13 protein-coding genes and 1 tRNA gene are annotated in these 17974 nt (G+C 60.6%); 6 read left to right on the top strand and 8 right to left on the bottom strand.

Annotated features, from left to right (window positions below; genetic code table 11):
• Positions 1-30: 30 nt before the first annotated feature.
• Positions 31-3525 carry a transcription-repair coupling factor gene (gene mfd, locus B9Z43_RS03690; RefSeq protein WP_108322761.1) on the bottom strand — a complete coding sequence of 1165 codons (3495 nt, stop codon included), beginning with the start codon at positions 3523-3525 and terminating at the stop codon, positions 31-33.
• Here mfd and B9Z43_RS03685 point away from each other — a divergent pair.
• From B9Z43_RS03685 to ispF, 3 genes are read left to right on the top strand one after another with little or no spacing between them, the layout of a single operon-like run.
• Positions 3524-3763, top strand: a complete 240-nt coding sequence (locus tag B9Z43_RS03685) for a hypothetical protein (RefSeq protein ID WP_108322760.1) — start codon at positions 3524-3526, stop codon at positions 3761-3763. The two genes, mfd and B9Z43_RS03685, sit on opposite strands and share 2 nt — an antisense overlap.
• Positions 3760-4473 (top strand): 2-C-methyl-D-erythritol 4-phosphate cytidylyltransferase, encoded by a 714-nt coding sequence (ispD, locus tag B9Z43_RS03680; protein ID WP_108322759.1) that lies wholly within the window; start codon positions 3760-3762, stop codon positions 4471-4473. The genes B9Z43_RS03685 and ispD overlap by 4 nt, the downstream gene beginning before the upstream one ends.
• The gene (ispF, locus tag B9Z43_RS03675) at positions 4470-4949 is read left to right on the top strand and encodes a 2-C-methyl-D-erythritol 2,4-cyclodiphosphate synthase (RefSeq protein WP_108322758.1); all 480 of its coding nucleotides are present in this window, start codon (positions 4470-4472) and stop codon (positions 4947-4949) included. Before ispD ends, ispF begins: the two co-directional genes overlap by 4 nt.
• A gap of 209 nt (positions 4950-5158) precedes the next feature.
• Here the strand turns inward: ispF and B9Z43_RS03670 are convergent, their stop codons facing one another.
• From B9Z43_RS03670 to B9Z43_RS03660, 3 genes are read right to left on the bottom strand one after another with little or no spacing between them, the layout of a single operon-like run.
• Positions 5159-6544 (bottom strand): ATP-binding protein, encoded by a 1386-nt coding sequence (locus B9Z43_RS03670; protein WP_108322757.1) that lies wholly within the window; start codon positions 6542-6544, stop codon positions 5159-5161.
• Complete coding sequence (ompR, locus tag B9Z43_RS03665; RefSeq protein WP_108322756.1) at positions 6541-7272, bottom strand: two-component system response regulator OmpR; 732 nt, start codon at positions 7270-7272, stop codon at positions 6541-6543. Before ompR ends, B9Z43_RS03670 begins: the two co-directional genes overlap by 4 nt.
• A gap of 36 nt (positions 7273-7308) precedes the next feature.
• Positions 7309-8079, bottom strand: coding sequence for a 3-hydroxybutyrate dehydrogenase (locus B9Z43_RS03660; RefSeq protein WP_108323248.1), 771 nt, complete (start codon positions 8077-8079; stop codon positions 7309-7311).
• A gap of 98 nt (positions 8080-8177) precedes the next feature.
• On the opposite strand from B9Z43_RS03660, the gene B9Z43_RS03655 reads away from it, so the two are divergent.
• The 3 genes from B9Z43_RS03655 to B9Z43_RS03645 all read left to right on the top strand — a co-directional run bounded on the left by B9Z43_RS03655 (position 8178) and on the right by B9Z43_RS03645 (position 11446).
• A complete protein-coding gene (locus B9Z43_RS03655) occupies positions 8178-9101 on the top strand; it encodes an alpha/beta fold hydrolase (RefSeq protein ID WP_108322755.1) in 924 nt (307 codons plus the stop codon).
• Between the two features lie 82 nt (positions 9102-9183).
• Positions 9184-11340 (top strand): bifunctional (p)ppGpp synthetase/guanosine-3',5'-bis(diphosphate) 3'-pyrophosphohydrolase, encoded by a 2157-nt coding sequence (locus tag B9Z43_RS03650; RefSeq protein ID WP_233250019.1) that lies wholly within the window; start codon positions 9184-9186, stop codon positions 11338-11340.
• A gap of 29 nt (positions 11341-11369) precedes the next feature.
• Positions 11370-11446: transfer RNA gene (locus B9Z43_RS03645), tRNA-Val, on the top strand.
• 118 nt (positions 11447-11564) lie between these two features.
• Here the strand turns inward: B9Z43_RS03645 and B9Z43_RS03640 are convergent.
• From B9Z43_RS03640 to B9Z43_RS03625, 4 genes are all read right to left on the bottom strand, one after another.
• Complete coding sequence (locus B9Z43_RS03640; protein ID WP_108322753.1) at positions 11565-13604, bottom strand: M3 family metallopeptidase; 2040 nt, start codon at positions 13602-13604, stop codon at positions 11565-11567.
• Between the two features lie 140 nt (positions 13605-13744).
• Entirely contained in the window at positions 13745-14596 is an 852-nt protein-coding gene (folD, locus tag B9Z43_RS03635) for a bifunctional methylenetetrahydrofolate dehydrogenase/methenyltetrahydrofolate cyclohydrolase FolD (RefSeq protein WP_108322752.1), read from the bottom strand.
• Between the two features lie 76 nt (positions 14597-14672).
• Complete coding sequence (locus B9Z43_RS03630; RefSeq protein ID WP_108322751.1) at positions 14673-15299, bottom strand: response regulator transcription factor; 627 nt, start codon at positions 15297-15299, stop codon at positions 14673-14675.
• A complete protein-coding gene (locus B9Z43_RS03625) occupies positions 15296-17827 on the bottom strand; it encodes a PAS domain S-box protein (RefSeq protein WP_108322750.1) in 2532 nt (843 codons plus the stop codon). Before B9Z43_RS03625 ends, B9Z43_RS03630 begins: the two co-directional genes overlap by 4 nt.
• Positions 17828-17974: the final 147 nt, after the last annotated feature.

Here is a 17974-nt window from a genome sequence, read left to right as displayed (position 1 = left end):
GTCAGGATTATCGAAGATCGTTGAAAGGACTCAGGCTGGGGCGGTTTCGGTTTTAGGCTGACCCAATGAGCGCAACACATCCCGCACCATCTGCGCCCGCGCCTTGGGGTCGGGCAGTTCGCGTTCGATGCGGATCTTGTCGTTGCCCGCCAGTTTGATGTGTTTGTTCTTCTGAATCAGGCCGATGATGGCCATGGGGTCCACGGGCGGGTTGGGTTTGAAGGTGATCTGGATGATGCCCGGGGCGGCATCGACCTTGATGACGCCATAGGGCTGGGTCAGCACGCGCAGGCGGTGCACATCCACCAGCGTTTGCGCTTGGGGGGGGAGTTTGCCAAAGCGGTCGACCAGCTCTTCGAGCAGGGCGTCGATCTGGTCGCTGGTTTTGGCGGTGGCCAGTTTTTTGTAGAACGACAAGCGCAGGTGCACGTCGCCGCAGTAATCGTTGGGCAGCAGGGCGGGGGCATGCAGGTTGATGTCGGTCGTGACCGACAGGGGGCTGAGCAGGTCGGGTTCTTTGCCTGCTTTCAAGCTGCGCACCGCCTCGGACAGCATTTCGTTGTAGAGCTGAAAGCCCACTTCGAGCATGTTGCCGCTCTGGTTTTCGCCCAGCACTTCGCCCGCGCCACGAATCTCCAGGTCGTGCATGGCCAGGTAAAAACCGCTGCCCAGTTCTTCCATTTGCTGGATCGCGTCGAGCCGTTGGGCGGCTTGTTTGGTCAGGCCTTCGATCTCGGGCACCATCAAATAGGCATAGGCTTGGTGGTGCGAGCGACCCACGCGCCCGCGCAACTGGTGCAGCTGGGCCAGGCCGAACTTGTCGGCGCGTGAAATCACGATGGTGTTGGCCGTGGGCACGTCGATGCCGGTCTCGATGATGGTCGAGCACAGCAAGATGTTGTAGCGCTGGGCCACAAAGTCGCGCATGACGCGCTCCAGCTCACGTTCGGGCATCTGGCCGTGGGCCACGGCGATGCGGGCTTCGGGCAGGATTTCTTCGAGCTTCTGGCGGCGGTTTTCGATGGTCTCGACCTCGTTGTGCAAAAAGTAGCACTGCCCGCCGCGTTTGAGTTCGCGCAGCACCGCCTCGCGGATCACGCCCGTGCCTTCGTTGCGCACAAAGGTTTTGATGGCCAGGCGGCGTTGCGGTGCGGTGGCAATCACGCTCAGATCGCGCAGGCCTTCCAAGGCCATGCCCATGGTGCGGGGGATGGGGGTGGCCGTGAGCGTGAGCACATCCACCTCGGCGCGCAGGGCTTTCATGGCCTCTTTGTGGCGCACGCCAAAGCGATGCTCTTCGTCGATGATGAGCAAGCCCAGGTCATGGAACTTGGTGGATTCGCTCAGCAGCTTGTGCGTGCCGACCACGATGTCCACCGTGCCATCGGCGATGCCTTTGAGAGCCGCAGTGACCTCTTTGCCCGACCTGAAGCGCGAGACTTCGGCCACCTTGACGGGCCATTTGGCAAAGCGGTCTTTGAGCGTTTGGTAGTGCTGCTCGGCCAGCAGCGTGGTGGGCGCCAGCAGTGCCACTTGCTTGCCGCCCGTGACAGCCACAAAGGCGGCCCGCAGCGCGACCTCGGTCTTGCCAAAGCCCACATCGCCGCAGACCAGCCGGTCCATGGGGCGGGGGCTGATCATGTCTTGGATGACGCAGTGGATGGCCGCCTTTTGGTCAGCGGTTTCTTCAAAGCCGAAGTCGTTGGCAAAGGTTTCGTAGTCTTGCGGGCTGTAGCGGAAAGGGTGACCTTCGCGGGCAGCGCGTCGTGCGTAAATGTTGAGCAATTCGGCCGCTGAGTCGCGCACCTGCTCAGCCGCTTTGCGCTTGGCTTTTTCCCATTGGCCCGAGCCCAGCTTGTGCAGCGGCGCTTCGTCGGCGCTCACGCCCGTGTATCGGCCAATCAGTTGCAGCTGGCTCACGGGCACATACAGCGTGGCTTGGTCGGCGTATTCGAGGTGCAAAAACTCCTGCAAGGCGGGCGTGCCATCGGGGTTCTTCTGGCCCATGTCCATGTTGACCAGACCCCGGTAGCGGCCAATGCCGTGGGCACTGTGCACCACCGGGTCGCCCACGTTGAGTTCGCTCAGGTCTTTGATCAGCGCTTCGACATCACTGACCTGTTCCTGCTTTTTGCGGCGGCGTGTGGTCGGGCCTGCGGCAAAGAGTTCGGTTTCGGTGACGAGGTCAATGTCGTGCTCAAACCAATGAAAACCGCTGACCAGTGCTGCCGTGGCCATGCCGACTTTTTCGTTGCTGGTCAAAAACTCTTCGAGGCTGTCAAACACCGGGGGCGTGAGGCCGCTGGAGCGCACAAAGTCGAGCAGGCTTTCGCGGCGGCCATCGCTTTCGGCCAGGATCAGCACGCGAGTTTTGCCGCTGTGGATGTGGGCTTGCAGTCGGGCCAATGGGTCTTCGGCACCGCGCACCACCGTCAGCTCGGGCAGAGCTTGAGCCAAGGCGTTGTCGGCCACATCGGCTGTGCCTGCCCGCAAAGCCAATTGGGCGTGGCCGTTGGTCAGGGTGTAGAACTGCTCAGCGCTCAAAAACAGCGCATCGGGCGGCAGCACAGGCCGCTCGGGGTCGCCCTGCACCAGGCGGTAGCGGTCGCGGGTGTCTTGCCAAAAGCGTTGAAAGGCGGGTTCCAGATCGCCGTGCAGCACCACGGTGGCCGCGTCCGCTTGCCCAGCGCCCAGGTAGTCAAACACCGTGGCGGTTTCTTCAAAAAACAGCGGCAGGTAGTACTCAATGCCCGCCGTGGCCACGCCGTTGCCCATGTCTTTGTAGATGCGGCTTTTGGTCGGGTCGCCTTCGAGCAGTTCGCGCCAGCGGCTGCGAAAGCGCGCACGTGCCGCCTCGTCCATCGGAAACTCGCGACCCGGCAAGAGCCGCACCTCGGGCACGGGGTAGAGGCTGCGCTGGCTGTCGGGGTCGAAGGTGCGAATGGAGTCGATCTCGTCGTCGAACAGATCCACCCGGTAAGGCACCAGCGAGCCCATGGGGAAGAGGTCAATCAAGCCGCCACGCACCGCGTATTCGCCGGGGCTGACCACCTGGCTCACATGCGAGTAGCCCGCCAGTGTCAACTGGGCCTTGAGCTGGGCTTCGTCCAGCTTTTGCTTGACCTTGAACTCGAAGGTGTAGCCCGCCAAAAAGGACGGCGGTGCCAGCCGGTACAGCGCGGTGGTGGCAGGCACCAGCACCACGTCGGCGCTTTCTTCGTGGTTACGCTGCTTGATGCGCCAGAGCGTGGCCAAGCGCTCGCTGATCAAATCCTGGTGCGGCGAGAAGGTGTCGTAGGGCAGTGTTTCCCAGTCGGGGAACATCACGCAGCGCAGGCCGGGCGCAAAAAACACCAGCTCGTCCATCAGGCGCTGGGCGTCGGCCGCGTCGCTGGTGATGATGGCGGTGAGTTTGCCGGCCTTTTTTTCGCGCTCGGCCAGCTGGGCCAGCAGCACGGCATCGGCTGATCCGACAGGGCGGGGCAGGGTGAAACGTTTGCCGGAAATCAGGCTGGGCAGTTGCATGGTGGAGATGGGCAAAGGCGATGAAAAAAGCAGAACACCCCCCGCCAAAAAGGAGGGGGGTGTGGACATGTCGAACGAATGTGATTTTAGAAGCTTTGCGCTGTTCATGAGCATGGTGCGCGCATTGGGCACAGTCTTCGCTAGGTTGGCGGCTTCAGCCCCGACAGGGCTTGATGGACCGACGGCATTTGTCGGGGCCGAAGCCACCGACCTGCAAAACTACAATGTCAACTTATGACCGATCGCACCCCTTCGACCCGTTTTCACGCCCTCATCCCTTGTGCGGGCATGGGCAGCCGTGCTGGCACGGTGCAACCCAAGCAATACCAGCAGGTGGCTGGGCAGCCCATGGTCATGCACACCGTGCAGGCCTTGGCGCAGGTGCCTCAACTGGCCAGTGGCTGGGTGATTTTGTCGCCCGATGATGGGCATGTATGGGCCGAGCAAGGCTGGCCAGCGCATTTCCAGCGCGTGGCCTGTGGTGGTGCTACACGTGCCGCGAGCGTGTTCAACGGCCTGCAAGCCATGTTGGCCGCAGGCCTTGACCCCCAAGACTGGGTGCTGGTGCACGATGCCGCGCGTTGTCTGGTGTCGCCCGAGTCGGTGTCCCGCTTGATCGAGACTTGCCAGGGTGACGCGGTCGGCGGCCTGCTGGCCCTGCCTTTGCCTGACACACTCAAAAGCGAAGAAGGCGGTCGCGTGCTGGCCACGGTGCCGCGTGAGCACAAATGGTTGGCGCAAACGCCGCAGATGTTTCGCCTCCAGGCTTTGCACGATGCGCTGGCGGCGGTGGCGGCCAGTGGTTTTGCGGACATCACCGACGAGGCCAGCGCGATGGAGCGTTTGGGCCTCCAGCCGCGCTTGGTCGAAGGCACGGCGCAGAATTTCAAAGTCACTTACCCGGCCGATTTCGCCTTGGCCGAAGCCATTTTGGGGAGCAGAGCATGAGTTTCAGAATCGGTGAAGGCTGGGATGTGCATGCCCTGGTGCCGGGGCGCAAGCTGATTTTGGGCGGGGTGCAAATTCCCCACACAGCAGGGCTGCTGGGACATTCAGATGCCGATGTGCTTTTGCATGCCATCACCGATGCGGTGTTGGGCGCGGCGGGGCTGGGCGACATCGGGCGGCATTTTCCGGACACGGACGCGCAGTTCAAGGGCGCTGACTCGTCGGTCTTGCTGGCCGAGGCCATGCGCCGGGTGCGTGCGGCCGGTTATGAGTTGGTCAACGTGGACAGCACCGTGATCGCTCAAGCCCCCAAGCTGGCACCGCACATGGCCGCGATGAACGCCTCGGTGGCCAAGGCGCTGGGTGTGCAGCCCGATCAGGTCAATGTGAAAGCCAAAACGGCCGAGAAGCTGGGACCCGTGGGCATGGGCCAAAGCATGGAAGCGCGGGCCGTGGTGTTGCTGGAAAAGCGCTGATGGCGTGTTGTGCCCAGTCGGACTTCTGTGGGGCAGCTGGACGATGCCGGGAGATGGATGCCGGATCAAGTCCGGCATGACAGACGCGTGCTTGGATGCCGGATCAAGTCCGGCATGACAGATCCTTGCTTGGGTGCCGGATCAAGCCCTGCATGACAGATCCTTGCTTGTCACCCCGGGCTTGAACCGGGGTCCATCCACCACAGGCTTTAACCCGCCTCGACCTGCCTGAATTTCATCAAGGCCATCAAACCGCCTGAGCTGTTGTTGAACACCGAAAAGGTGCCGCCCATGCGCTGCACCGAGCGCTCCACAATCGCCAGTCCAAGGCCTGATCCAGTGGCCGAGGTGCGTGCGGTGTCGCCTCGGTAAAAGGGCTGGGTCAGGTTTTTCAAGGTTTCTTCGGACACGCCAGGACCTTGGTCACGCACACGCAACAGCACCCAGCCATCGTGCACGCGGGCCACGATCTCGACACGGGTCACACCATCGCTGGGGCTTTGGCCGTAACGACGGGCGTTTTCCAGCAGGTTGGACAAGACGCGACCCAGCTCGACGGTTTCGGCTTTGACATGCAGGTCTTCGGCGACATCCACCGAAATTTCAAACCGCGGATTGTTGCGCCAGGGGGAAATGCAGCGGCTCACCACGCCCGACAACAGCACCGGCCCCAGATTGGTTGGCTCAGGCCGCGCGTAGTCGAGGAATTTGTCGATGATTTCGTCGAACTGGGCGATGTCGCCCGCCATGAGTTCACGGGTTTCGGGGTCGGCCACACTCAACTCGGTTTCAAGCCGCAAGCGAGCCAGTGGCGTGCGCAAGTCGTGGGATATGCCTGCCAGCATCAAGGCGCGTTCGGCTTCGATCTTGGCCAGCCGCTCGGCCATGCGGTTGAACCCAATGTTGACTTCGCGGATTTCGCTGGTGGCGGCGTGCTCGTCCAGCGTGGAGGTGTTGAAGTGTCCTTCTCTGACCTGACTGGCCGCATAAGAGAGTCTTTTGAGGGGGCGGTTCATCAAGCCAGCCATGATGGCAGCCCCTGTCAAGGACAGTGCGATGGCCATGCTGAACCACACCAGCCAGGTTGTTCCGCCCAATGGCTTGAGTCGCTCGGGGTCCATTTGGAGCCAGTAACTGTCGCGTTCAATGGTGAAGCCCACCCACAAGCCCGATTTTTCGTTCACGCTGGAGGCGACCGCAGTGCCTTCACCGAGTCGGTTGATCATTTCCTGCGCGAGTTGTTTCTCCATCGCGGTTTCACCAAACACCTCGATGCGGTCGTTGGGCTCTCGCGTTTGGATATTGACGTCTTCCTCATCGGCCAGGGTCTTGAGCAATGACACGCGGGCAATGGCGTCGCTGTGCGTCAAGGCGGTTTTGGTCAGGTTCACGACCGTGGCAATCTGGTGCGCATTGCGCATGATGCGTGGCTCGTACTCTTGTGTGCGAAAAAGTTGCAACCAAACCAAGCTGCTGCACAGGATCAACAACGCCAGCAAGACAAACGTGCGCCAAAACAGGCTGAATTTCAGCCTGCGCGGTGTCGTGGTTGTCAGCGCAACGTTTTCCGGCAATGTGACTTCAGCGGGGCTCACGATTGGCCATCGGGGACGAAGACATAGCCCACCCCCCAAACGGTTTGGATGATTTTGGGCGAAGCTGGATCGAGCTCAATCATTTTGCGCAAACGTGAAACCTGAACATCCAAGCTGCGGTCAAACGGTTCAAATTCACGGCCGCGAGCCAGTTGTGCCAACTTGTCCCGACTGAGGGCTTGGCGAGGGTGGCGCACCAGTGCTTTGAGCATCGCGAACTCACCCGTGGTCAGTGGAATGTCTTGCCCGTTTTTACTGAGCGCACGCACACCCAGATCCAGTGAGAATTCGCCGAACGTGATGACTTCTTTGTCGTTGGCAGGCGCTCCGGGGACTTCAGCCTGAGGCCTGCGGCGTAAGACAGCATGGATCCGCGCGAGCAGTTCGCGGGGGTTGAAGGGTTTGCCCAAGTAATCGTCTGCACCAATTTCCAGGCCGTTGATGCGGTCCACATCTTCGCCTTTGGCGGTCAGCATGATCACTGGAATTTTGGTGCCATTGCCGCGAAGTCGTTTGCAAATGCTCAAGCCGTCTTCCCCAGGCAGCATCAAGTCGAGCACAAGCAGATCGATGGTCTCGCGCTGAAGGATGCGGTCCAAAGCGCGCCCGTCTTCTGCCAACAAAACGTCAAAACCTTCTTGCGACAAGAATCGGCGAAGCAGATCACGAATGCGTGCGTCGTCGTCGACGATGACGATCTTGTCCAAGCGGGAGGTAGGTGCAGTCATGGTGAGATTATTTTAAAAAGTCGTCAATAACGCCGTTTACTGAGCGGTCCAGCCGCCGTCCATGTTCCAGGCCACACCGCGCACGTTGTTGCCTGCAGGCGAGCAGAAGAAGACAGCCAACTCCCCCAGTTCTTCGGGGGTGGTGAATTGCATGGATGGCTCTTTTTCCTGCAGCAGCAGCTTTTTGGCTTCTTCGTTGGACAGGCCCATGGCCGCAGCTTTGGCGTCCACCTGCTTTTGCACCAGAGGGGTCAACACCCAGCCGGGGCAAATGGCGTTGCAGGTCACGCCGGTGGTGGCGTTTTCCAGCGCGGTGACTTTGGTCAAACCGACCACGCCGTGTTTGGCGGCCACATAAGCTGATTTTTCTGCAGAACCCACCAGGCCGTGGATCGAGGCCACGTTGATGATGCGGCCCCAGTTGGATGCCTTCATGGCAGGCAAGGCCAGGCGGGTGGCGTGGAATGCGCTGGTCAGATTGATCGCAATGATGGCGTCCCAGCGTTCGACGGGAAAGTCTTCGACTTTGGCCACATGCTGGATACCGGCGTTGTTGACCAGGACGTCCACGCGGCCAAATGTGTCGGCCGCGAACTTCATCATGGCTTCGATTTCGCCGGCTTTGCTCATGTCGGCGCCGTGGTAGGCGACTTTCACGCCCAGTGCGGCGATTTCTTTCTGGGGGCCTTCGGCGTCGCCGAAACCGTTCAAAACGATGTTGGCGCCTTGTTTGGCCAAGGCCTTGGCAATGCCCAGACCAATACCGCTGGTTGAACCCGTGACCAAAGCTGTTTTACCTTGCAACATGATTTCCACTCCAGATGAATTAGGATGCATAAAAGTCCATTATCGCGCTGCCCAATGACTCTTTTGGGTAACGTCTGATCTGATTGTGTCCGATTGTCATGACCACCAGCGATTTGCAGCCTCAACTTGAATTTGTGTCCTGCCCCCACCCTGAGGGCCAGCACCGCATGGCCTATTGGCGTTGGGGGGATGCCCAAGCCCGCCGGGTGGTGGTCTGCGTGCATGGTTTGACCCGACAGGGGCGCGACTTTGACCGTTTGGCGAAAGCCTTGGTGGCCCGCAGTGCCGAGCCTTTGCAAGTCATTTGCCCCGATGTGGTGGGGCGCGGTCGCAGCGAATGGCTTGCGGACCCCATGGGCTATCAAGTCCCCCAATATGCAGCCGACATGTTGGCCTTGCTGGCGCAAGTGCGTGCTCAGTGTGGTGCCGAATTGTTGAGCCTGGACTGGCTTGGCACCAGCATGGGCGGGCTCATAGGCATGCTGCTGACCGGTCAGCCGGGTTTGCCTTTGCCCAGCCCCATTCGCCGTTTGGTGCTCAACGATGTGGGGCCGGCCATCACCTGGGCCTCGGTCGAGCGGATGCAGACTTATGTCGGCCGGTATGGCCAGTACCGTGACCTGGACGAAGCTGCTGCGGCCATGTGGGCGTTGTCGCAGGGTTTTGGTCCTGTACCAGCGGACGTGTGGCGTGAGATGTCTTCACACATGGTTCGGCCTTGCGCGGATGGCGCGCTCACTTTGCATTACGACCCGGCCATCGGGACGCCGGTGCGTGCCTTGACGCCCGAAGCAGCCCAAGCGGGCGAGGCGCTGCTTTGGACCGTGTACGACCAGATACAGGCGAAAACCTTGCTCATTCGTGGGGCCGATTCTGATTTGCTCACCCCCGAAACGGCTTTGGCCATGACCGAGCGGGGCCCCAAAGCCCAATTGGTTGTTTGGGCCGATTGCGGTCATGCCCCCACCATCACCAGCGATGTGCACATCGAGGTGGTGGCCAATTTCTTGCTTGCGGCTTGACACCATGGTCAGTCCCAACACCAGCCACGCCGCCAGCCCGACACGCATCTCGACGCATTTGCATGCGGCGGTGCCGCCGGTCATGCTGGTCACGGCCGACAACGCCGATCTGGCTGACACGCTGGTCCGCGCCCGCGCATTTGCCGAGCCCTTGATCTCGGGCGAAAGTCTGGACACGGGCGAGAACATCCTCACGCACGCCGATGCGGTGGCCGCCATCCTGGCCCAGATCGGTGGTTCGGCCCAAATGCAGGCGGCCAGTTACCTGGTCTATGCCTGCCCGCACCTGAACAAACCCGAAGACGTCATCACCAAGGCCTTTGGCCCCAACTTGGCGCAGCTGGCCATACAGACCAACCACCTGGTGCATGTGCAGCGCTTGTCGCGCGCGGCCGAGACCCGTGCGCAGCTGGTCGATGACCCCAAGCTGCAGACCGAAAACGTGCGCAAAATGCTGCTGGCCTTCAGCCGCGACCTGCGCGTGGTCATGCTGCGCCTGGCCTCGCGCCTGCAGACCTTGCGCCACTACGCGGCCACCAAGCTGCCGGTCCCGCCCGCACTGGCTCGCGAGTCCTTGCAGGTGTTTGCGCCCTTGGCCAACCGCTTGGGCATCTGGCAGATCAAGTGGGAGATGGAAGACTTGTCTTTCCGCTTTCTGGAGCCGGTGACCTACAAGGAAATCGCCAGCTTGCTCGATCAAAAGCGGGGCGAGCGCGAGCGTTACATGGTGGACTTGCGTGAGCGCATGCAGCAAGAACTGGCCGCGCAGGGCGTGAAAGCTCAGGTCGACGGCCGACCCAAGCACATCTACAGCATCGTGCGCAAGATGCGCGGCAAGTCGCTGGCCTTTGACCGGGTCTTTGACATCCGTGCGCTGCGCGTGGTGGTGCCCGCCGTGTCGGACTGTTACCAGGTGCTCAGTTGGGTGCATGAGCACTTTGTGCCGATCGCCGAAGAGTTTGACGATTACATCGCCAAGCCCAAGCCCAACGGCTACCAGTCCTTGCACACGGTGGTGCGCGATGTGGACGGCAGACCCATCGAAATTCAAATCCGCACACAGGCCATGCACGACCATGCCGAGCATGGTGTGGCGGCGCATTGGGCCTACAAGGAAGCGGGAGCCAAAGGCTATGCAGGTGTCTCGGCCAGCAGCGACTACGACGCCAAGATCGCGGTCTTGCGGCAGCTGCTCGCCTGGGAGCGTGACTTGTCCGGTGCAGGGCAGGGCGAAGGCCTGTTCGACGACCGCATCTATGTGCTGACGCCCGACGCCGCCGTGGTGGAACTGCCGCAAGGCGCCACGCCTGTGGACTTTGCTTACACCGTGCACACCAATTTAGGCCATCGCTGCCGTGGGGCCAAGGTCGACGGCGCCATGGTGCCTCTCAACACGCCCCTGGCCAATGGCCAAACGGTCGAGGTCACTGCCATCAAGGAAGGCGGCCCCTCACGCGACTGGCTCAACCCCGAGTTGGGTTATTTGGCCAGCAACCGTGCCCGTGCCAAGGTGCGTGCCTGGTTCAACGCGCAGATCAGCGAAGAGACCATCGCGCGTGGGCGCGAGGCGGTCGAAAAACTCTTGCAACGTCTGGGCCGCACATCCACCAAGCTCGAGGATTTGGCCAGTCAGCTGGGTTTCAAGTCGGCCGAGGGCTTGTTCGAGGTCGTGGGCAAAGACGAATACTCGCTGCGCAACATCGAGGTTTTGCTCAACCCGCCTGAGCCCGCCCTTTTGCCTGACGAGTACCTGCAAAAGAAATTCAAAGGCGCCGTGGCGCGCAAATCACCATCGGGCGTGCTGGTGGTGGGGGTGGACTCGCTCTTGACCCAGTTGTCACGCTGCTGCAAACCTGCGCCGCCCGATGTGATCAGTGGTTTTGTCACCCGAGGCAAGGGCGTGAGCATCCACCGCCAGGACTGCAGCAATTTCCGCGAGCTGGCGTCGCGCCATGGTGAGCGGGTGATCGACGTGCGATGGGGTGAGCACAAAGGGCCTGACGGTGCGGTTTATCCCATCGACGTGTCGGTTGAAGCGTTTGACCGCCAAGGCTTGCTGCGCGACATCTCGGAGGTCTTTGCCAAAGAAAAAATGAACGTGATCGGGGTGCAAACCCAATCGGTCAAAGGCACAGCCTGGATGACTTTCACGGTAGAAATCAGCGATGCGGCGGGCCTGAACAAGGTGCTGGGCACGGTGCGAAACGTAAAAGGTGTGCGGTCAGCCCGAAGGCGCTGATTTTTACTGCTATAATTCAAGGCTTCAACAGGCGCGTAGCTCAGCTGGTTAGAGCACCACCTTGACATGGTGGGGGTCGTTGGTTCGAGTCCAATCGCGCCTACCAAATTTGGTAGGTTTAAAAGCCCGGTAAATCAAAGATTTACCGGGCTTTTTCGTTTCTGGGCAGTCGCTTGGTTTCAGCTGCCAAATAAAAAGGGAGCTTGCAAGCTCCCTTTTTTGTTTCAGGCGCTGACCATGCCCTGGTGCCGCAGCAGCGCATCCAGGCTGGGCTCGCGGCCTCGGAAGGCTTTGAACGAGTCCAGCGCAGGACGGCTGCCGCCGGCTTCCAAAATGGCTTGGCGGTAGCGGCGGCCGGTGTCCAGGCTGGGGCTGCCGTCGGCAGCGGCGGCTTCTTCAAAGGCGGCGTAGGCATCGGCGCTCAGCACCTCGGCCCATTTGTAGCTGTAATAGCCGGCCGCATACCCGCCCGCAAAGATGTGGCTGAAGGTGTGGACCATGCGGTTGAACGCCGGTGGACGCATGACGGCCACTTCGTCGCGCACTTCTTGCAAGAGCGGCATGAAGTCCTGTGACGGGTCGTGCTCAGCGTGCACCAGCATGTCGAACAGCGAAAACTCGATCTGGCGCAGGGTTTGCAGACCGCTTTGGAAATTCTTGGCGGCCAGCATTTTGTCGAACAGTTCGCGCGGCAAGGCGGCGCCGGTCTCGACATGGGCGGTCATGTGGCTGAGCACCGACCATTCCCAGCAGAAGTTTTCCATGAACTGGCTGGGCAGCTCAACCGCATCCCACTCCACGCCGCTGATGCCCGAAACATCGCGCTCGTTGACTTGCGTGAGCATGTGGTGCAGGCCATGGCCAAACTCGTGGAAGAGGGTGATCACGTCGTCATGCGTGAGCAGCGCGGGCTGGCCGTTGACACCTTCGGCGAAGTTGCACACCAGGTGCGCCACCGGTGTTTGCAGCACGCCGGTGTCGGGGCGCTGCCAGCGGCCGCGCACATCGTCCATCCAGGCGCCGCCGCGTTTGCCGCCGCGTGCGGGTTGGTCCAGGTAGAACTGGCCGATCAGCTGGCCTTGGCGTTCGATGCGGAAAAACTGCACCGCAGGGTGCCAGACCGGGGCTTGGTCAGGGCGGATGCTGACTTCGAACAGGGTTTCGATGATCTTGAACAAACCGGCCAAGACCTTGGGCGCGGTGAAGTATTGCTTCACGTCCTGTTCGCTGAAGCTGTAGCGCGCTTCCTTGAGCTTTTCGCTGATGTAGGGCACATCCCAAGCGTTCAGCGGGCCGGTGTGGCCCAACTCTTGGGCGGCGAACTCGCGCAAATCGGCCAGGTCTTTTTCGGCAAAGGGGCGCGCACGCACGGCCAGGTCGCGCAAAAAGCCGATCACTTTTTCGGGCGATTCGGCCATCTTGGGCACCACCGAGACCTGCGCGTAGTTGTCGTACCCCAGCAGGCGGGACTCTTCTTGGCGCAAGACGAGGATCTCCTGCATCAAGGCGGTGTTGTCGAACTGGCGGCTGTCTTCAGGTGCCTGGTCCGATGCGCGGGTGACGTGGGCTTTGTACAGTTGCTCGCGCAGCGCCGCGTCATGGGCAAATTGCATCACCGGCAGGTACACCGGCATCTTCAGGCTCAGTCGGCAGCCGTCCTGGCCTTCTTTTTGGGCGGAGGCGCGGGTGGCTTGCACCACGTCAGCGGGCACGCCCGCCAGACGGTCTTCGCTCACATACAAGGAAAAGTTGTCGGTCGCGTCCAGCGTGTTTTCGCTGAACTTCTGGGTCAACTCGGCCAGGCGCTCCTGAATGGCGGCGTAACGCACTTTGGCCTCGCCTTGCAGCTCGGCACCGCCCAGCACAAAGGCGCGCAAGGCGTTTTGGTGGGCTTGCTTTTGTTCAGCGTTCAGGCGGGCGGTGTCGATGGCTTTGTACTTGGCGTACAGGCGCTCGTCGCTGCCCAGGCGTGTCCAAAATTCGGTGACCAGGGGCAGTGCCGCGTTGTAGGCGGCGCGCAGCTCGGGGGTGTCGGCCACGCTGTTGAGGTGGCTGACTGCGCCCCAAGCCAGCCCCAAGCGCTCTGTGCTGACGTCCAGCACCTTGGCGATCTCGACCCATTGCGCCGGGAAATCTGCAGCGGTGACCGTCTCGAGGGCCTTGTTGGCGGCCGCCAGCAGTTCGTCCATGGCGGGTGCCACGTGTTCCGGGGCAATGCGGTCAAACAAGGGCAGGCCGGAGGTGTCGAGCAGGGGATTGGTCATGGCTTTTGGGTCTTGTGGGTCAAGGGCAGGGGTCTGGCGGGGATAGACCCCGGGTCAAGCCCGGGGTGACAGATTTTGGGCCCGGGGTGACACATTTGGGGCCCGGGTCGATTCATTTGGGGCTTTGGGTGCCTTGTGGATTAATTGGAGGCGCGTTCGGCGGCTTCAAGGGTGTTGACCAGCAGCATGGTGATGGTCATGGGGCCGACGCCGCCGGGCACGGGGGTGATGTGGCTGGCGACTTGTTTGACGCCTTCAAAATCCACGTCGCCGCACAGCTTGCCTTCGTCGTTGCGGTTCATGCCCACGTCCAGCACCACAGCGCCGGGCTTGACCATGTCGGCCGTGAGCACATTGCGTTTGCCCACGGCGGCCACGATCACGTCGGCCTGCAGCGTCATGGCCTTGAGGTCTTTGGTGCCGCTGTGGCAAATGGTCACGGTGGCGTTCTTTTGCAAGAGCATCAGCGCCATGGGCTTGCCCACGATGTTGCTGCGGCCAATCACCACGGCGTGTTTGCCTTTGAGGTCGTAGTTGATGCTTTCGAGCATCTTCATGCAGCCATAAGGCGTGCAGGGCCAGAAACCGGGCATGCCGGTCATGAGCGCACCAGCGCTGGCGATGTGGAAACCGTCCACGTCTTTGGCCGGGCTGATGGCTTCGATCACTTTTTGCGCGTCGATGTGCGCAGGCAAGGGCAGCTGTACCAGGATGCCGTGGATGCTGGGGTCGTTGTTGAGCGCTTCCACGCGGGCCAGCAAGTCGGCTTCGGTCATGCTGGCCTCGTATTTCTCCAGCACCGAGTGCAAGCCTGCGTCTTCGCAAGCTTTGACCTTGTTGCGCACATAAACCTGACTGGCTTGGTTGTCGCCCACCAGCACCACGGCCAGCCCCGGCGTGACGCCTTTGGCTTTCAGGGCTTGAGCACGGGTGGCGACTTCGGAGCGCAGTTGTTTGGACAGGGCGTTGCCATCGATCAGTTGGGCGGTCATGTGTGAAAACTCGAAAAGGTCGGTGATAAATGCAAAACGCCCGACGGGTGCGGGCGTTTTGGAGAGGGCTTGTGGATCAGGCCTTGGGCGCGTTTTGTCCCAGGGCAATCTTGAGCAAATCGGCCACAGTGTTGGCGTTGAGCTTTTCCATGATGTTGGCGCGGTGCGCTTCCACGGTCTTGATGCTGATGCCCAAGTCGTCGGCGATCTGCTTGTTCAGTCGTCCGGCCACGATGCGTTCAAGCACCTGGGCTTCGCGGCCGGTCAGCTTGGACAGCAGGGCGTCGCGGCTGGCCGCTTGCTGGTGACCGGCAAAGGCTTCGCGGGCCTCGTCGAGCATGCGTTCGACCAGGCTGACCAATTCTTCTTCCTTGAAGGGCTTCTGGATGAAGTCCATCGCGCCTTTTTTCATGGTGTTCACAGCCATGGGCACGTCGCCATGGCCCGTGATGAACACGATGGGCAAAGGAGATCTGCGCTCGATCAGGCGGTCTTGGAGTTCCAGTCCGGTCATGCCGCCCATGCGGATGTCGGCAATCAGGCAAGCCACTTCACGGGGGTCGTAACGGCTGATGAAGGACTCGGCACTGTCAAAGCAGCGAACGCGGTAGTCTTTACCTTCGAGCAACCACTGCAGCGAGTCACGCACGGCCTCGTCGTCGTCCACGACATAAACGGTGCCTTTTTTCGGAATCAAACTCATTCATTTACCCCAGTGGCTTGTTGTGTGGTCAACGTGGTGTCGACCGGAATCCAGAAGGAGAACCGGCAGCCGGTAACCTCGTCGGCATTGTAGAGGTTCTCGGCCACGATCCTGCCCTGGTGAGACTCGATGATGCTGCGGCACAAATTCAGGCCAATGCCCATGCCTTCGACCTTGGTTGAGAAGAAGGCTTCATAGACGCGATCGATGGCCTCGGGTGGCAGGCCTTGCCCGCTGTCGGTGACAGAAAACTCGACCACCGGTTTCTCGTCCACCATGGTGGGCACCACTTTCAATTCCACATGGCGCTTGTCCGCTGGCCGGTTGGCGTTGTCAATCGACTCGGCCGCGTTTTTCATCAGGTTGATCAGGACCTGCTCAATCAGAATCGGGTCCACCATCAGCTGCGGCAAGCGGGCGGCCACGTAATGGCTCAGACGCACATGGCGGCGGCGCAGTTCAATTTCGGCCAGTTCCAACGACTCGTTGACCATGGCGCTCACGTCCGACAAGGCGCGGTTGGGTTCGCTGCGTTTCACAAAACTGCGGATGCGCAAAATGATTTGGCCCGCGCGCTGGGCTTGGTGCGCGGTCTTGTCCAGTGCCCAGAGCAGGTCTTTTTCCTCGGCCTGTTGGCTCTTGATGCGCGAAATCATGCCGCTGCAGTAATTGCTGATGGCGGTCAGGGGTTGGTTCAGCTCGTGGGCCACGCTGGAGGCCATCTCGCCCATGGTGATCAGGCGGCTGGCGGTTTGTGCGCGCTCGGCCTGCTGGGCGGCCAGCTCTTCTGCCTGTCGGCGTGGCGTGATGTCGCTGGCAATCACCATCTGCGCCAAGCGCCCATCGGCCCAGTTGATGTAGCGCGAACGCACTTCCAGCCACTTGCCAAGCTCGGCGACAAAGATTTCGGCATTTTCCGACGAGGCCACGGTCAAACTGTCGATCGGCAGTCCTGCGAGATCGTCCACATCGTCGGAGGCTTTTTCGCCACTGTAGGCACCCGCTTGTTGCACCAAGCGCAAATGCCCCTCTGTGTTTTGTCCGAACCACAGGCGGTAGAGCTTGTTGGCAAACAGCAGCTCTTCGCTGCCCAAGGGCGCAACCGATACAGAGGCGTCCAGCGCTTCGAGCACGATGGTGAAACGCTCGTGCGAACTGGCCAACTGCTCGCGAATGCGGTTGGGCTCGGTGATGTCGGTCATCGACGTCATCCAGCCCGTTTGCTTGCCCGTCGCATCGATCAGGGGCGAGACGTACATTCGCGCATCAAACAACTTGCCGCTTTTGCGCTTGACCCGCACCTGAAAGCCTGCGGATGAATGTTGTCCGCTGATTTCCTCCTCCAAGCGCTTCATCAGCAGTTCCCGGTCCTGGTCTGGCCAGTAAGGGAAGGGCGCTTCTGCCCCCACCAATTCCGCCTCGCTCCAGCCGGTCATCTGGCAAAAAGCGGGATTGACGTAAGTGATGCGTCCACGCAAATCCAGTGCACGCATGCCTGTGACCATGGAGTTCTCCATGGCCCTGCGAAAACTGGTTTCTGCAACCAGTGCCTTTTGTGCTTGCAGTCGTCTGCGGGTATGCCGCCAATTGCCGATCAGCATCCAGGCGGTCATGACGCTGAGTACGCTCACCAGCCAAAACAAACCACTTCCCACCAAACCCTGCGAAGTTCGCCAGGCTTGTGCGCGCAAGATCAGATCGTTGCCCACCGGGGGCACAGGGATTTCGTAGTCGTTGTCCAAGCGCTGGGTGCCTGGCAGCAAGTTGAGCAAATGAATACGTTTGGGAATGGTTTGTCCTGCCAGCAATTGCCCTGTGCTGTCTTGTAAGGCAACGGCGTATTTCGCCAGAACCTCGGTGGGAATGCCGTAACGAAGCAAGCCTTCCATGGTGTATTCGGCCAGGATGACGCCACTGAATCGGCCTTGATCGTCGCTCAAGGGCGAGTGCAGTTGCAGCACCTCGTTGTTGTTGTCTTTGTCCTCATCCGCGTCGACGCGACCGTAGATCGGTTGCATCAAATCACGTGCCAAGCTGAAGTGGGCCTCTGTCTCACCGACTTTCAGAACACTGCCTGTTTTCAAATGCTGTGTGGGCAGCAAACTGGAGATGCTTTGGTGGGCAATGATCCGACGGCGGTCATCGATCCAGGACAAAGATTGGTATTCGGGGTATTGCTGCACCAGGGCTTCGGCGCGCGACATGAATTGATCGGGTCTGACTTCGCGGTTGGACACATCGCGTGCCAAGCGCATCACCTGTTCCTGGCGCTCGATCAGTCGCAGTCGCAGTCTCTGCTGTGCGTATTCCACATCACGTTTGATCGCTTCTTGCTCACGCTCGACTTCTTCGATGCGCAAGTACCAAAACGCACTGGCGATGGCTGCCAAGAACAATAAAACGGCGGCAACCGGCGCCAAATTGGCAAACCGATCTTGCCTATTGGGTGATTGCTGCACCCACCATGAGCGCCACCATGCCCAGGGACCTACCTTTTTGACCACCGATGCAGCTTTGTTCAATTCCATGGGCTAAGTTTAGGTGACAACCCTTGCGTACCTACCCGTAAAACGGCTGTGCCGACACGGAAAATTCTCTCAAAATTTCACAATAAGAAATCATCCGGCACCATTTGAAATATTTGAAAAATTATGAGAAACTTACGGGCATCATTT

Source organism: Limnohabitans sp. MMS-10A-192 (assembly GCF_003063335.1).
Lineage (GTDB): Bacteria > Pseudomonadota > Gammaproteobacteria > Burkholderiales > Burkholderiaceae_C > Limnohabitans_A.
The sequence above is the reverse complement of the archived record's forward strand: the minus strand, read 5'-3'. Positions and strand labels throughout refer to the sequence as shown.

Coding starts and splice junctions, on each gene's coding strand:
- B9Z43_RS03685 (WP_108322760.1), top strand. CDS start 3,524: ATGGTGGAGATGGGCAAAGGCGATGAAAAAAGCAGAACACCCCCCGCC.
- mfd (WP_108322761.1), bottom strand. CDS start 3,525: ATGCAACTGCCCAGCCTGATTTCCGGCAAACGTTTCACCCTGCCCCGC.
- ispD (WP_108322759.1), top strand. CDS start 3,760: ATGACCGATCGCACCCCTTCGACCCGTTTTCACGCCCTCATCCCTTGT.
- ispF (WP_108322758.1), top strand. CDS start 4,470: ATGAGTTTCAGAATCGGTGAAGGCTGGGATGTGCATGCCCTGGTGCCG.
- ompR (WP_108322756.1), bottom strand. CDS start 7,272: ATGACTGCACCTACCTCCCGCTTGGACAAGATCGTCATCGTCGACGAC.
- B9Z43_RS03660 (WP_108323248.1), bottom strand. CDS start 8,079: ATGTTGCAAGGTAAAACAGCTTTGGTCACGGGTTCAACCAGCGGTATT.
- B9Z43_RS03655 (WP_108322755.1), top strand. CDS start 8,178: ATGACCACCAGCGATTTGCAGCCTCAACTTGAATTTGTGTCCTGCCCC.
- B9Z43_RS03650 (WP_233250019.1), top strand. CDS start 9,184: ATGCTGGTCACGGCCGACAACGCCGATCTGGCTGACACGCTGGTCCGC.
- B9Z43_RS03640 (WP_108322753.1), bottom strand. CDS start 13,604: ATGACCAATCCCCTGCTCGACACCTCCGGCCTGCCCTTGTTTGACCGC.
- folD (WP_108322752.1), bottom strand. CDS start 14,596: ATGACCGCCCAACTGATCGATGGCAACGCCCTGTCCAAACAACTGCGC.
- B9Z43_RS03630 (WP_108322751.1), bottom strand. CDS start 15,299: ATGAGTTTGATTCCGAAAAAAGGCACCGTTTATGTCGTGGACGACGAC.
- B9Z43_RS03625 (WP_108322750.1), bottom strand. CDS start 17,827: ATGGAATTGAACAAAGCTGCATCGGTGGTCAAAAAGGTAGGTCCCTGG.